Origin of the sequence: Actinophytocola sp., from assembly GCF_035712165.1 — a bacterium.
Lineage (GTDB): Bacteria > Actinomycetota > Actinomycetes > Mycobacteriales > Pseudonocardiaceae > DASYTH01.
On the sequence record NZ_DASTBH010000468.1, the window covers coordinates 1 to 14,337 of the forward strand.

Annotated in this window: 10 protein-coding genes and 2 pseudogenes; all 12 read left to right on the plus strand. The window is 73.2% G+C overall.

Annotation, left to right across the window (positions count from 1 at the left end; all coding sequences use genetic code 11):
• Positions 1-232: pseudogene (locus tag VFO68_RS26200) on the plus strand (hypothetical protein); the annotation flags it as partial.
• A complete protein-coding gene (locus tag VFO68_RS26205) occupies positions 232-2,190 on the plus strand; it encodes a penicillin-binding protein 2 (RefSeq protein WP_325161050.1) in 1,959 nt (652 codons plus the stop codon). The pseudogene VFO68_RS26200 and the gene VFO68_RS26205, both read left to right, overlap by 1 nt.
• Positions 2,191-2,226: 36 nt before the next feature.
• Positions 2,227-3,648 (plus strand): hypothetical protein, encoded by a 1,422-nt coding sequence (locus tag VFO68_RS26210; protein WP_325161051.1) that lies wholly within the window; start codon positions 2,227-2,229, stop codon positions 3,646-3,648.
• A gap of 64 nt (positions 3,649-3,712) precedes the next feature.
• Complete coding sequence (locus VFO68_RS26215; RefSeq protein ID WP_414635576.1) at positions 3,713-5,254, plus strand: UDP-N-acetylmuramoyl-L-alanyl-D-glutamate--2,6-diaminopimelate ligase; 1,542 nt, start codon at positions 3,713-3,715, stop codon at positions 5,252-5,254.
• A complete protein-coding gene (locus VFO68_RS26220; protein WP_325161052.1) occupies positions 5,251-6,708 on the plus strand; it encodes a UDP-N-acetylmuramoyl-tripeptide--D-alanyl-D-alanine ligase in 1,458 nt (485 codons plus the stop codon). The genes VFO68_RS26215 and VFO68_RS26220 overlap by 4 nt, the downstream gene beginning before the upstream one ends.
• Positions 6,705-7,793, plus strand: coding sequence for a phospho-N-acetylmuramoyl-pentapeptide-transferase (gene mraY, locus VFO68_RS26225; protein ID WP_325161053.1), 1,089 nt, complete (start codon positions 6,705-6,707; stop codon positions 7,791-7,793). The genes VFO68_RS26220 and mraY overlap by 4 nt, the downstream gene beginning before the upstream one ends.
• Before the next feature lie 72 nt (positions 7,794-7,865).
• A complete protein-coding gene (gene murD, locus VFO68_RS26230; protein WP_325161054.1) occupies positions 7,866-9,191 on the plus strand; it encodes a UDP-N-acetylmuramoyl-L-alanine--D-glutamate ligase in 1,326 nt (441 codons plus the stop codon).
• Positions 9,191-10,573 carry a putative lipid II flippase FtsW gene (gene ftsW, locus VFO68_RS26235; RefSeq protein WP_325161055.1) on the plus strand — a complete coding sequence of 461 codons (1,383 nt, stop codon included), beginning with the start codon at positions 9,191-9,193 and terminating at the stop codon, positions 10,571-10,573. Before murD ends, ftsW begins: the two co-directional genes overlap by 1 nt.
• A complete protein-coding gene (murG, locus tag VFO68_RS26240; RefSeq protein WP_325161056.1) occupies positions 10,566-11,666 on the plus strand; it encodes an undecaprenyldiphospho-muramoylpentapeptide beta-N-acetylglucosaminyltransferase in 1,101 nt (366 codons plus the stop codon). Before ftsW ends, murG begins: the two co-directional genes overlap by 8 nt.
• A 50-nt stretch (positions 11,667-11,716) precedes the next feature.
• Complete coding sequence (gene murC, locus VFO68_RS26245; protein WP_414635577.1) at positions 11,717-13,054, plus strand: UDP-N-acetylmuramate--L-alanine ligase; 1,338 nt, start codon at positions 11,717-11,719, stop codon at positions 13,052-13,054.
• Positions 13,051-13,791: a cell division protein FtsQ/DivIB gene (locus tag VFO68_RS26250; RefSeq protein WP_325161058.1), complete on the plus strand. Its 741-nt coding sequence runs from the start codon at positions 13,051-13,053 to the stop codon at positions 13,789-13,791. Before murC ends, VFO68_RS26250 begins: the two co-directional genes overlap by 4 nt.
• Before the next feature lie 172 nt (positions 13,792-13,963).
• Positions 13,964-14,337, plus strand: a pseudogene (locus VFO68_RS26255) (cell division protein FtsZ); the annotation flags it as partial.

The window sequence follows — 14,337 nt, forward strand, 5'->3', positions numbered from 1 at the left end:
CAAGGAGTTGGGCATGGTGTTCCCCGGCGAACCGGCTCGCCTGGTGGTGCAGCCGGACGGGAGCGTGGCGCTGGTCGGCGAGCCGAGGGTGGCGACCCAGCCGGCCCCGCCCCCGCCCGCCCCCGCACCCGATCCGGCCGCGGCCCAGCAACCGGCCGGGCAGCAACAACAGGCGCCCGAACAGCACCCGGCCCAGCAGGCACCCGCCGGACCACAGGCGGGAGTCGGCTGATGCGACGCGTTCGCGGCGGTCGCCCGGTGCGGCGGCCGACCGCGCGCCGGGCGCCGCCCCCGCCGGTCCGGCGCAAACGCCGGCTCAGACCCAGAGTCCGGCTTCGACCCAGACCCGGCCCGGTCCGGCCGCCGAAGCGCCGCCGGCCCGGGGACAGTCGTCGGCGCCTGATCATCGTCCGGTTGCTGCTGGTCACGTCGCTCGTCGCCGCGGGTCTGCGGCTGGTGCAGGTACAGGGCTTCGAGGCCGCGGCCCTGGCCGCGCGCGCGGAGTCGCAGCGGGCCACCGAGATCGACATCCCGGCCACCCGGGGGGCGATCACGGACCGGAACGGGATGAAGCTGGCGTTCAGCGTCGAGTCGCGGGTGCTCGCCTACCGGCCCAACCCGCAGCGTCGCGAGATCGAGGCGTTCAACCGGAAGAACCGGACGTCGGTGAGCTACGACGAGCGGGCCGCCTACGTCGGCCGGGTGCTGCGGGAGACGCTCGGCACGCAGGTCAACGAGCAGGAGGTGGTGGACAAGCTGCGCCGCGACACGTCGTTCGTCTACCTGGTGGACAACGTCGAACCGGCCAAGGCCCGGGAGATCCAGAAGAAGATCCCCGAGATCAACGTCGAGTACCGCGCGGAGCGGCAGTACCCCGGGCACACGCTGGCCTCCAACATCGTCGGGGTGGCCAACTGGCGGATGGACGACCCGGACCCCGAGAAGCACAACCTGCACGGGCTGGCCGGGCTGGAGTTGTTGCGCGACAACGATCTGGCCGGCAAACCGGGCCGGATGATCGTGGACACCGAGAACAGCAGCGGTGTGATCATCCCGGGCACCGAGCGGGAGTTGGAGGCCGCCACCGACGGCACCGACCTGCAGCTCACCATCGACGCGGACCTGCAGTACTTCCTGCAGCAGCGGGTCGCCGACTACGCCGCGCGCTCCGGCGCGAAGAACGCCAGCGCGGTGATCATGGACGCGCACACCGGCGAGGTCTACGCCCTGGCCAACGACAAGACCTTCGACCCGACGGCGAAGTCGTTCGACCTCAACGCGATGAACGACCTGGCGGTGACCACGCCCTACGAGCCCGGCTCGGTGAACAAGGTCGTCACCGCGCTGAGCGCGATCGAGTACGGGACCACCAACCCCGAGCGGGTGCTCCAGGTGCCCGACCAGATCCAGTTCGCCGACCGGCGCATCCACGACGCCTGGGACCACGGGCTCGTCAACCTCACCACGACCGGCATCTTCGCCAAGTCCTCCAACGTCGGCACGCTGATGCTGGCCAAGGAGGTCGGGCCGGACCGGTACGCGGACATGCTCAACCGGCTGGGACTCGGCAAGCGCACCGGTGTCGGGCTGCCGGGCGAGAGCGCCGGCCGGGTGCCGCCGCGCGGGCAGTGGTCCGGCAGCACCTTCGGCAACCTCCCGATCGGACAGGGCCTGTCGATGACCGTGCTGCAGATGGCCGGCATGTACCAGACGGTCGCCAACGGCGGGGTGCGCGTGCCGCCCAGGATCATCCAGGCGAAGATCAACCCGGACGGCACCCGGGTGCCGGAGCCGCGCCCGGAGGGCGTGCGGGTGGTCAGCGAGCAGACCGCGGAGACCGTGCGGAACATGCTGCGCGCGGTGACCCAGAAGGCGCCGAACGGCAACTCCGGCACCGCGCCCAACGCCGCACTGGTCGGCTACCAGATCTCCGGCAAGACCGGCACCGCGCAGCAGGTGGACCGGACCGGGCACTACAGCGACTCCCAGTACTGGATCACCTTCGCCGGCATCCTGCCGGCCGACAACCCGCGGTTCGTGGTCGGGATCATGCTGGACGGGCCGCACGGCAGCGTGGAGGCCCGGTCGGCGGCTCCGCTGTTCCACGACATCGCCTCGTTCCTGGCGCAGACGTACTCCATCCCCATGTCGAAGGAGCAGAGTCCGGTTGTGCCGCTTCAGCTTCCGTAGCCCGCGAATGTCAGGGGGTTCGGGTTTGATGGAAGCGTGGTCTGGTTCAGCGAGGTCGATCTCCGGATGGCGGCCGGCGCGGCGACGTTCGCCCGCGGCCGGGAGCTGACCGGCGCCGTCGGCTCGGTGCACCGGACCGCCGAGGGCATCGAGGCGGTCGTGGCCGATCTCGGGTCGCACGACGTGTTCCTCGGTCCGGCCTCGCCCGGGCTGGTCGGCGAGTGCGGCTGCCCGCTCGGTGTGGCCGGCGGGTTCTGCGAACACTGCGTCGCGGTCGGGATGGTGCTGCTGGGCGAGGACGACGTGCCGCCGGCGGGCGGCGGGCCGGTGGTCGCGGTGCTGCAACGGCAGCTGGACTCGGCGCTGGCGGTGCGGGGCGCCGTGGATCACGACGGCAGCCTGGAGTACGCCAGGACGGCGGGGGAACTGCTGGACACCATCGTCGAGCTGGTCGAGTCGGGGCACGCGGCGGAGGCGCGGCCGCTGGCCCGGCGCGCGGTGGAGCGGATCACCGAAAGCATGCTGCTGATCGACGACGGGTCCGGCCTGGTGAGCGCCGCCTGCCAGCGGGCGCTGGGTCTCTACGCCTGGGCGTGCAGCCAGGCCCGGCCGAACCCGGCGCGGCTGGCCGCCTGGCTGTTCCAGCTGGAGGTGAACAGTCCGGGCTGGCCGGCGGTCGAGCTGGCCGCGTTCGTCGACGCGTTGGGCGACAGCGGTCTGGCGGCCTATCGCGCGCTGCTGGACGAGGCGTGGGACAAGCGCACGGAGGACGGCGACATCCGGCGCGCCCTGACCCTGCTGGTGATGCGCGAACGGCTGACCCAGCCGCGGGCGGAGCCGGTCGCGGCCGAGCTCACCGCGGAGCGGTTACCCAGCCCGGCGGCGTTCCTCGGTGTCGCCGCCGGCGAGCAGGCCTCGTGGCTGGCCGAGTTCCTGGTGCAGGCCTACCTGGACGGCGGGCGCGGCGGTGACGCGCTGGAGCTGCGCCGCTCGCAGCTGTCCGCGCTGCCGACCCGGGAGCAGTACGCGAAGCTCCGGGAGACCGCCGAGTTGCTGGCCCGCTGGCCGGAGGTCCGGCCGTGGGCCCTGGACGTGCTGACCGTGTCCGGCGACGCCCTGGTCGGCGCCCTGCTCGACGACGGCGAGCTGGACGCCGCCTGGGAAGCCGCCGAGAAGTACGGCTGCACCCGCCCGGTCTGGCTCGAGGTGGCCCGACGCTGGGTCACCCGCCACCCCGCCGACGTCCTGCCCGGCTACCGGGCCCTGGTCCAGGAGTCCGCCGAACGCACCGGCCGCACCCACTACCGCCAGGCCGCCGCCCTGCTCACCGAGCTCCGCGCCGCCGCCGCCCAGTGCGCCCGCCTCGACGAGTTCACCGAGTTCCTCGCCGTCCTGCGCACCCGCCACCGCCGCAAGCCCGCCCTGCTCGACGAGCTCGACAAGGCCGGTTTCCGGTAACCGGTTGGAAATCGATCACCCCGGCCGGGTGTGGTCCGAACGGGCGCAGGTAGCCTCTCGCGACGTGCCCGCCAAGCTGGTCGGCAAGGCCGCCACGGCGCCACCCCGACCCACCAAGACCGCCGCCGTTTCCCTGGCTGAACTGGCCGAACGCATCGGCGCCCGGTTGTCGCCGGACGCGCCCGCGGTGGCCGTGACCGGGACCACGCTGCGTGCCCAGCAGGTGCTCGCCGGGGATCTGTTCGCCGCGCTGCCCGGATCGAAGGTGCATGGCGCGCGGTTCGCCGGGGACGCCGTCGCGGCCGGTGCGGTCGCGGTGCTCACCGACGCGGCCGGCGCAGAGTCCGCGGAGGTGCGCGCGGCGGGTGTGCCGGTGCTGGTGCACGACGACCCGCGCCAGGCACTGGGGCCGGTCGCGGCCCGGATCTACGGCGAGCCCTCGCAGCGCCTCGCGGTCCTGGGCGTGACCGGCACGTCGGGCAAGACCACCACCACGCACATGATCGAGTCGGGGCTGCGGGCCGCCGGCCGCACCACCGGGCTGATCGGCACCGTGGAGACCCGGGTGGCCGGCGAGCGGCTGGACAGCGCGTTCACTACGCCCGAGGCCCCCGACCTGCAGGCGCTGCTCGCGGTGATGATCGAGCGCGGCGTGACGCACGTGCCGATGGAGGTGTCCAGCCACGCGCTCGCGCTCGGCCGGGTGAGCGGCACCCGGTTCGCCATCGGCGCGTTCACCAACCTGTCCCAGGACCACCTGGACTTCCACACCGACATGGAGGACTACTTCCAGGCCAAGGCGTTGCTGTTCGACGGACGGTCGGCGAGCGCGGTGGTCTGCGTGGACGGGGACTGGGGCCGGCGGCTGCTGACCCCGCAGACGGTCACGGTGGCCGCCGAGGGCACCGCCGACTGGACCGCGACCGCCTACACCACCTCGATCACCGGCGAGCAGTCGTTCGTGATCCACGGGCCGGACGGCCTCGTGCTGCCCGCGACCCTGCCCATGCCCGGCCGGTTCAACGTGGCCAACGCGCTGGTCGCGGCGGCCTGCCTGACCGAGGCGGGGATCGGGCCGGACGACATCCTGACCGGCCTCGCCACCGTGCGGGTCCCCGGCCGGATGGAACGGGTCACGCTGGGCCAGGACTTCACCGCGGTCGTGGACTACTCTCACAAACCCGCCGCCGTCGCCCTCGCGCTGGACGCCGTGCGCGCCCGCACGTCCGGCCGGGTGATCGTGGTGCTCGGCTGCGGCGGGGACCGGGACACGGCGAAGCGGCCGATGATGGGCGAGGCGGCCACCCGGCGCAGTGACCTGCTGATCGTCACCGACGACAATCCGCGCAGCGAGGACCCGGCCGCGATCCGGGCGGCGATGCGCGCCGGGGCCGAGCAGGTGCCGGCCGACCAACGAGGTGAGGTGATCGACATCGGGGACCGGAAGGCGGCCATCGAGGCCGCGGTCGCGCGGGCCCGGCCGGGCGATGTGGTTGTCATCGCCGGCAAGGGGCACGAGACCGGGCAGGAGATCGCCGGGGTGGTGCACCCGTTCTCCGACCGGGACGAGCTGTCCAGGGCGATCGAGCACCGGATGCGCCGATGATCCCGATGACGCTGGGCGAGATCGCCCGCGCGGTCGGCGGCCGGCTGCACCGGGCGCGCGGCGACGAGCCGGTCACCGCGCCGGTCGAGTTCGACTCCCGGGAGATCATGGCCGGCGGGTTGTTCGTGGCCCTGCCCGGCCAGCGGGTGGACGGCCATGACTTCGCCGCGCGGGCCATCGCGGCCGGCGCGACCGGCGTGCTGGCCGCCCGCGAGGTGTCCGGACCGACCGTGATCGTCCCCCCGGTGGACGAGGCGCACCGCCGCTCGGTGGCGCTGACCGGCGACTCCGACGGTTCCGGCGCCGCGGTGCTGGCCGGGCTCGGCGAGTTGGCCCGCGAGGTGGCCGACCGGTTGACCCGGGCCGGGCTGACCGTGGTCGGCGTGACCGGCTCGTCCGGCAAGACCTCCACCAAGGACCTGCTGGCCCAGGTGCTCGAGCCGATGGGGCCGACGGTCGCCCCGCCCGGCTCGTTCAACAACGAGCTGGGCCACCCGTGGACCGTGCTGCGGGCCGACGAGTGGACCCGCTACCTGGTGCTGGAGCTGTCCGCCCGCGGACCCGGGCACATCGCCGCGCTGTGCGCCACCGCGCAGCCGCGGATCGGCGTGGTGCTCAACGTCGGGACCGCGCACCTGGGGGAGTTCGGCTCCCGCGAGGAGATCGCGCGGACCAAGGGCGAGCTGGTCGAGGCGCTGCCGGCGGACGGCGTGGCGGTGCTCAACGCCGACGACCCGATCGTGGCCGGGATGGCGGAGCGGACCTCGGCGCGGGTCGTGCTGGTCGGCACCGGCCCCGGCGCGACGGTCCGGGCCGCCGGGATCGAGCTGGACGAGCAGGCCCGGGCGAGCTTCGAGCTGGTGACCCCGGGCGGGACCGCCGGGGTGCGGCTCGCCCTGCACGGCGCCCACCACATCGGCAACGCGCTGGCCTGTGCGGCCGTGGCGATCGAGCTGGGCGCGAGCCCGGCGGAGGCGGCGGCGCGGCTGTCGGCGGCGCGCCGGCGCTCGGCCCGCCGGATGGAGGTCACCACCCGGCCGGACGGCGTGACCGTGGTGAACGACTCGTTCAACGCCAACCCGGAGTCGATGAGCGCCGCACTGCACACCCTGGCCGCGATGGCCGGAACCGGCCGTAGATCATGGGCGGTGCTCGGCGTGATGGGCGAGCTGGGGGCGGAGAGCGACGCCGCCCACGAGGAGATCGGCCGGCTGGCCGCCCGGCTCGGGGTGGAGCGGCTGGTCGTGGTCGGCGAACCGGCCGGGCCGATGGTGGCCGGCGGGAAGGGAGCGAACGCTGTGCTGGTGCCGGACGTCGACGCGGCGGTCACGCTGCTGTCGTCCGAACTGCGGCCGGACGACGTGGTCCTGATCAAGGCATCCAAGGTGGCCGCCCTGTGGCGGGTCGCCGACGCCCTGCTCGCCGGTGATGCCCAGGGCTCGGCGGCGCCGTGAAGTCGATCCTGATCGCCGGGGCGATCGCCCTGGTCGTGTCGATCCTGTTCACCCCGTACCTGATCCGGTTCTTCTCCCGGCAGGGCTTCGGCCAGGAGATCCGCGAGGAGGGTCCGCAGGGGCACCAGTCCAAGCGCGGCACCCCGACCATGGGCGGCGTCGCGATCCTGGTCGCGATGTGGTCCGGCTACCTGGTGGCGCACATCATCAACGCGATGTCCTCGGACAAGAGCGAGGCGCCCACCGCGTCCGGGCTGCTGGTCCTGCTGTTGGCCACGGGCCTGGGCACGGTCGGCTTCTTCGACGACTTCATCAAGATCCGCAAGCAGCGCAACCTGGGCCTGAACAAGACCGGCAAGATGATCGGGATGCTGCTGGTCGCGGTGGTGTTCGCGATCCTGGCGCTGCAGTTCACCGACGAGCACAACCTCAGCCCGGCCTCGGTGCACCTGTCCTTCGTGCGGGACATCGCGATCATCTCGTTCGGCACGGTCGGGTTCATCGTGTTCTGCTACATCGCGGTGGCGGCCTGGTCCAACGCGGTGAACTTCACCGACGGTCTGGACGGCCTGGCCGGCGGTAGCTCGGCGCTGGTCTTCGCGATCTACACGGTGATCTCGTTCTGGCAGTTCCGGTACAACTGCGGCGCCGAGAACCCGACGATCGGTTGCTACGACGTGCGCGACCCGCTGGACCTGGCGGTGGTGTCGGCCGCGGCGATGGGCGCCTGCATCGGCTTCCTGTGGTGGAACGCGGCGCCGGCCAAGATCTTCATGGGGGACACCGGCTCGCTGGCGCTCGGCGGTCTGGTCGCCGGGTTGTCCATCACCACCCGCACCGAACTGCTGATGGTCGTGGTCGGCGGGTTGTTCGTGGTCGAGATGCTGTCGGTGATGCTGCAGATCGCGGTGTTCCGAACGTCGCGCCGCCGGCTGTTCCGGATGGCGCCGTTCCATCATCATTTCGAGCTGGCCGGCTGGGCGGAGACCACTGTGATCATCAGATTCTGGCTGCTGGCCGGAATCTGCGCGATGTTCGGGCTGGGGCTGTTCTACAGCGAGTGGCTCACCTCCGTGGGTAGCTGAGATGCGTGACCTGTTGGCGGCGGCCGGCCGCGTCGTCCGCACCACCAGGTTCCCGGGCCGGAGGTGACAGCCATGTTCGAGGGGCAGCGGGTAGTCGTGGCCGGGGCCGGGGTGAGCGGCCGTTCGGTGGTCGAGGCGCTGGTCGGCATGGGCGCCCGGGTGACCGTCGCGGACGCCGACCCGGACCGGCTCACCGACCTGAACCCGGCCGCCACGCTCGCGCCGGGCCTGGCCGCGCCGCCGCCCGGCACCGACCTGGTGGTGACCAGCCCCGGGTGGCGCCCGTCGAGCCTGTTGCTGGCCGCGGCGGCCAAGGCCGGCATCGAGGTGATCGGCGACGTCGAGCTGGCCTGGCGGGTGGCCCGGGAGCCGGTCTGGCTCGCGGTGACCGGCACCAACGGCAAGACCACCACCGTGGGCATGCTGGCCGAGATCCTGCGCGCGGCCGGGCGCGACGCGGTGGCCTGCGGCAACGTCGGGCTGCCGGTGATCGACGCGGTGCTGGCCGGGCACGAGGTGCTCGCCGTCGAGCTGTCCAGCTTCCAACTGCACTGGCAGAGCTCGGTACGCCCGGCGGTGTCGGTGGTGCTCAACGTGGCCGAGGACCATCTGGACTGGCACGGCTCGATGGACGCCTACGCCGCGGCCAAGGGCCGGATCCACGCCGGCGCGGGCACCGCGGTCTACAACGCCGACGACGTGTGGTCGACGCTGCTGGCCGCCGGGCATCCGAACCCGGTCGCGTTCACCCTCGACGAGCCCGGTGAGCACCGGTTCGGCATCGTCGACGGCGTGCTGGTCGACGGTGACCAGCCGCTGGTGCCGGTGGCCGACATCGCCGCGCCGGGGCTGCACAACGCGGCCAACGCGCTGGCCGCCGCCGCGCTGGCGCGCTGCCACGGGATCGGCGCTGACGCGGTGCGGGCCGGCCTGTCCGGGTTCCGGCCCGGGGACCACCGCGCGGTTCCGGTCGGCGACTGGGACGGCGTGCGCTATGTCAACGACTCCAAGGCCACCAACCCGCACGCGGCGGCCGGCTCGCTGGCCGCCTATCCGTCGGTGGTGTGGGTGGCCGGCGGGCTGCTGAAGGGGGCGTCGGTCGACGAGCTGGTCGCCGAGGCGGCCCCCCGGCTGCGCGGCGCCGTGGTCCTGGGCGACGGCGCGGACGTGATCTTGGCGGCGCTTGCGCGACACGCGCCGCAGGTCCCCACACACCGGGTGGCTCCAGGAGACGATGAGCCCATGATGGCAGCGGTGCGTGCGGCGAGCGGCATGGCCCGGCCCGGTGACGTGGTGCTGCTGGCGCCCGCCGCCGCGTCCCAGGACATGTTCCGCGACTACGCGGAGCGGGGAGAGGCATTCGTGGCCGCCGTGCGGCGGCTGCACGAGGTGTCCTGATGACCACGGTCGAGCGGGGCCGCCGGGAGCCGGTGGCGCCCGAGGGGACCGCGGCGGACCCGAAGCGGCCCGATCCCGCCCGGCGGGGCCGGCTGGCCGCCGTGCGCTCGGCCCTGACCGCGTGGCTGGGCCGGCCGCTGGCCTCGTTCCACCTGATGCTCGCGATCGGCGCGCTGCTGACCGTGCTCGGCCTGGTCATGGTGCTCTCGGCGTCGGCGGTGTACTCGCTCAACAGCGGCCCGGGGTCGTCGGTCTACACGGTGTTCCTCAAGCAGGTCAGCTACGTGCTGGCCGGCCTGGTGCTGTTCTGGGTCGCGTTGCGGGTGCCGTTGCGCCGGGTGCGCGCGTTGAGCCCGATCGGCCTGCTGATCAGTGTGGCCATGCTGATCGCCGTGCTCACCCCGCTGGGGTCCACGGTCAACGGGACGCGCAGCTGGTTCACCTTCGGCCCGGTCTCGTTCCAGCCGATCGAGGTGGCCAAGCTGGCCCTGGCGCTGTGGGGGGCGCACATCCTGATCGTCAAGCGGGCCGTGCTCTACCAGTTCCGGCATCTGCTGGTGCCGATCGTGCCGGCCGCGCTGATGATGTTCGCGCTGGTGATGCTGCAGCCCGACCTCGGCGGCACGATCACCCTGGGCGTGGTGCTGATCGCGTTGCTGTGGTTCGCCGGCGCGCCGCTGCGGCTGTTCGGCGCGCTCGCCCTCGGTGCGCTGGCCGGCGTGCTGCTGCTGGCGGTCGGCACCAGCTACCGGCTGTCCCGGGTGCTGTCGTTCCTGCGCCCGGAGGACGACCCGGAGGGCGCGGCGTACCAGGCCCGGCAGGCGGTGCTGGCGCTGGCCGACGGCGGGCTGTTCGGCAAGGGGCTCGGTCAGGGGCCGTCGAAGTACTCCTACCTGCCCAACGTGCACAACGACTTCATCTTCGCGCTGATCGGCGAGGAGCTGGGGTTCCTCGGCTGCCTGCTGGTGCTGGGTCTGTTCGCGGCCCTGGCGATCACCGGGATGCGGATCGCCACCCGCAACATCGACCCGTGGATCCGGATGGTGGCCGCGACGCTGACCGTGTGGCTGGTGGCCCAGGCGGCGATCAACATCGGCTACGTGGTCGGCCTGCTGCCGGTCACCGGCATCACGCTGCCGCTCATCTCCTCCGGCGGCACCTCGGTGGTGATCACGCTGATGGTGTTCGGGATCCTGGCCAACTGTGCGCGCCATGAGCCCGAAGCGGTGGCCGCACTACGCTCTCAGGGGCCAGGCCGATTCGGCCGGCTGTTGCGGCTGCCGGCACCCGATCCGTACCAGCCGCCGACCAAGCGCAAGCCGGTGCGCCGGGGAGTGCCGGGCCCTGTGCCACGGGGCCGACAAGGAGGGCGTGTTGAGTGAGGCAAGTCGCCGGGGTCCGTGTGTCGTGGTGGCGGGAGGTGGCACCGCCGGGCACATCGAGCCCGCGCTGGCGCTCGCCGATGCCGTGCTGCGGCAGCGGCCGGACGCCCGGGTGGTGGCGCTGGGCACCGAGCGGGGGCTCGAGCGGACCATCGTGCCGGCCCGGGGCTACCCGCTCGAGCTGATCCCGCCGGTGCCGATGCCGCGCAAGCCGAACCTGGACCTGCTGCGGCTGCCGCTCAAGGTGCGCGCCGCGGTGAAGATCACCCGGGAGGTGCTGGACCGGGTCGGCGCCGACGTGGTGGTCGGTTTCGGCGGCTACGTGGCGCTGCCGGCCTACCTGGCCGCCCGGGGCCGGCTGCCGATCGTGGTGCACGAGTCCAACGCCCGGGCCGGGGTGGCCAACAAGATCGGCGCGCGGATGGCCGAGCGGGTCGCGGCCGCGGTGCCGGACTCGGGGCTGCCCAACGCCGACGTGATCGGCATCCCGCTTCGGACCTCGATCATCAGCCTGAACCGGGAGGCGCTGCGGGCGCAGGCCCGCGCGCACTTCGGCCTGCACCCGACCGCGCCGACGCTGTTGGTGTTCGGCGGTTCGCAGGGCGCCCGCTCGGTGAACTCGGCGGTGTCCGGTGCGGCACGCGAGCTGGCCGACGCCGGGATCGGCGTGCTGCACGCGCATGGCCCGAAGAACACCCTGGCCGTGCAGGAGGTGGCCGGCGCGCCGCCGTATGTCGCGGTGCCCTACCTGGAGCGGATGGACCTGGCCTACGCGGCGGCCGACGCGGTGCTGTGCCGCAGCGGCGCGATGACCGTGGCCGAGGTGTCCGCCGTGGGCCTGCCCGCGGTGTTCGTGCCGTTGCCGCACGGCAACGGCGAGCAGGCGCTCAACGGCCGGCCGGTGGTCGACGCCGGCGGTGCGCTGATGGTCGACGACGCGGAGTTGACCGCGTCCACGATCACCGACCTGGTGATCCCGCTGTTGCGGGACTCCGGCCGGCTCGCGGCGATGAGCGCGGCGGCCCGGGGCAGCGGCCACCGTGAGGCGGCCGACGTGCTGGCCCGGATGGTGCTCGAGGTCGTGCGGAAGTGACCGCCGACCCGCTGGAGCGCGCGCACCTGGTCGGGATCGGCGGGGCCGGGATGAGCGGCATCGCCCGGATCCTGCTGGCCCGCGGCCGGGCGGTGTCGGGCTCGGACGCCAAGCAGTCCCGGGCGGTGGACGCGCTGCGGGTGCAGGGCGCGCGGATCGCGGTCGGGCAGGCGGCGGAGAACCTGGATCTGCTCGACGGCGGCCCGACCGCCGTCGTGGTGTCCACGGCGATCAAGGAGACCAACCCGGAACTGGTCGAGGCCCGGCGGCGCGGGGTGCCGGTGCTGCACCGCTCGGCGGCGCTGGCCGCGCTGATGACCGGGCGCCGGGTGGCCTGCATCGCCGGCACGCACGGCAAGACGTCCACCACCTCGATGCTCACGGTGGCGCTGCAGTCCTGCCGGCTGGACCCCTCGTTCGCGATCGGCGGCGATCTCAACGAGTCGGGCGCCAACGCCCACCACGGTTCCGGCGAGATCTTCGTGGCCGAGGCGGACGAGAGCGACGGGTCGTTCCTGGCGTTCGCGCCGTGGGTGGCGGTGGTGACCAATGTGGAGGCCGACCATCTCGACCACCACGGCACGGTGGACGCCTACGAGGCGGTTTTCGACCAGTTCGTCAAGCGGATCGAGCCGGGCGGGCTGCTGATCGCGTGCGCGGACGATCCCGGCTCGGCGGCGCTGGCCGAGCGGGCCGAGGCGTCCGGCGTGCGGGTGCGCCGGTACGGACGGTCCACATCGGACGTCGTGCTGCTGGACCACCGCCCGGCCGACCGCGGCGGCGTGGCGCGGATCTCCTTGGCCGGCAAGGAGATCGGGCTGGGCGTGGCGGTTCCGGGGGAGCACATGGCGCTCAACGCGGTGGCCGCGCTGCTGGCCGGGCTGGAGCTTGGCGCCCCGCTGGACGGGCTGCTGGCCGGGATCGCGGCGTTCGGCGGGGTGCGGCGCCGGTTCGAGCTGAAGGGACAGGCCGGCGGGGTGCGGGTCTACGACGACTACGCGCACCATCCGTCCGAAGTGGAGACTCAGCTGCGGGCCAGCCGGCCGGTCGCGGCGCCTGGCAAGCTGGTGGTGATCTTCCAGCCGCACCTCTACTCGCGGACCCGGCTGTTCGCCGACCGGTTCGCCGCCGCGCTGGCGCTGGCCGACGAGGTCGTGGTGCTGGACGTGTTCGGCGCGCGGGAGGCCCCGGAGCCGGGCGTGAGCGGTGCGCTGATCGCCGGCGCGATCGACCTGCCGAAGGAGCGGGTGCACTACGAGCCGTCGTTCGAGCGGGTGCCGGCGCTGGTGGCCGGGCTGGTTGAGGACGGCGACCTGGTGATCACCATGGGGGCCGGCGACGTGACCATGCTGGGGCCGGAGTTGCTTGCCGAGTTGGACCGCCGGTGACCAGCGGCGTGCGGGGGCGGACCGGCAGGCGGGCGACCGTGCCGGACTCGCCCCCCGCCCGCCCGGACCGCCGGCAGTTCCTGCGCCGCCGCCTGATCGCGCTCGCCGTGCTGGCGGGCGTGCTCGGCCTGGTCGCCCTGGTGCTGTTCACCCCGCTGGCCGGGGTGCGCTCGGTCGAGGTGACCGGCGTGACCACGATCGACGCCGCCGATGTGCGGGCGGTCGCCGCGGTCGAGCCGGGCACTCCGCTGCTGCGGCTGGACACCGAGGGCGTGCACGCCCGGGTGGCCCGGATGCCGAAGGTGTTCGCGGTGCGGGTGTCCCGGTCGTTTCCCAGCACCGTGGTGATCGAGGTGACCGAGCGGTCCCCGGTGGCGGTGGTGTCCGGCTCGGACGGCACGCATCTGGTGGACCGCACCGGGATGGACTACGACGTGGTGCGCACGGCGCCGCCCGGCCTGCCCAAGCTGACCGTGGGCTCGGCGCGCCCGGACGACCCGGCCACCACCGCCGCGCTGGCGGTGCTGGAGGCGATCCCGCACCAGTTGCAGGCGCAGGTGGTCGAGGTCACCGCGAAGACGCCGGGCAACGTACAGCTGATCCTGGGCGACGGGCGGCTGGTGAAGTGGGGCGGCGCGGACGAGTCCGAGCGCAAGGCCGCCGTGCTCGGCGCGCTGCTCACCCGCGAGGGCAAGGTGTACGACGTGGCCACCCCGTCGTTCCCCACCGTTTCCTAGGAATGCGGCGGACATTGCTTTCCAACGGACCGGGGTGCGCACGGCGTGGCGGCTGGATCGGACAAGCCGGGGTGCCTAACGTCAGACCAACGTTCCGGGTTGACATAACTTTCAACCTCTAGTAGAGGTTCAGGGTTTGCCGCCCGGTCTCGATCCAGGAAGGCGAAGGGCGATGACACCCCCGCACAACTACCTTGCCGTGATCAAGGTCGTCGGCATCGGCGGCGGCGGGGTCAACGCTGTCAACCGGATGATCGAGGTCGGGCTCAAGGGCGTCGAGTTCATCGCGGTCAACACAGACGCGCAGGCCCTGCTGATGTCCGATGCCGACGTGAAGCTCGACATCGGCCGGGAGCTGACCCGCGGCCTGGGCGCCGGGGCCAACCCGGACGTCGGCCACCGGGCCGCCGAGGACCACCGGGAGGAGATCGAGGAGGTCCTCAAGGGCGCCGACATGGTGTTCGTCACTGCCGGCGAGGGCGGCGGCACCGGCACCGGGGGCGCCCCGGTGGTGGCCCGCATCGCCAAGGCCCAGGGGGCGCTGAC

Coding starts and splice junctions, on each gene's coding strand:
- murC (WP_414635577.1), top strand. CDS start 11,717: ATGAGCGGCATCGCCCGGATCCTGCTGGCCCGCGGCCGGGCGGTGTCG.
- ftsW (WP_325161055.1), top strand. CDS start 9,191: ATGACCACGGTCGAGCGGGGCCGCCGGGAGCCGGTGGCGCCCGAGGGG.
- VFO68_RS26205 (WP_325161050.1), top strand. CDS start 232: ATGCGACGCGTTCGCGGCGGTCGCCCGGTGCGGCGGCCGACCGCGCGC.
- murD (WP_325161054.1), top strand. CDS start 7,866: ATGTTCGAGGGGCAGCGGGTAGTCGTGGCCGGGGCCGGGGTGAGCGGC.
- VFO68_RS26220 (WP_325161052.1), top strand. CDS start 5,251: ATGATCCCGATGACGCTGGGCGAGATCGCCCGCGCGGTCGGCGGCCGG.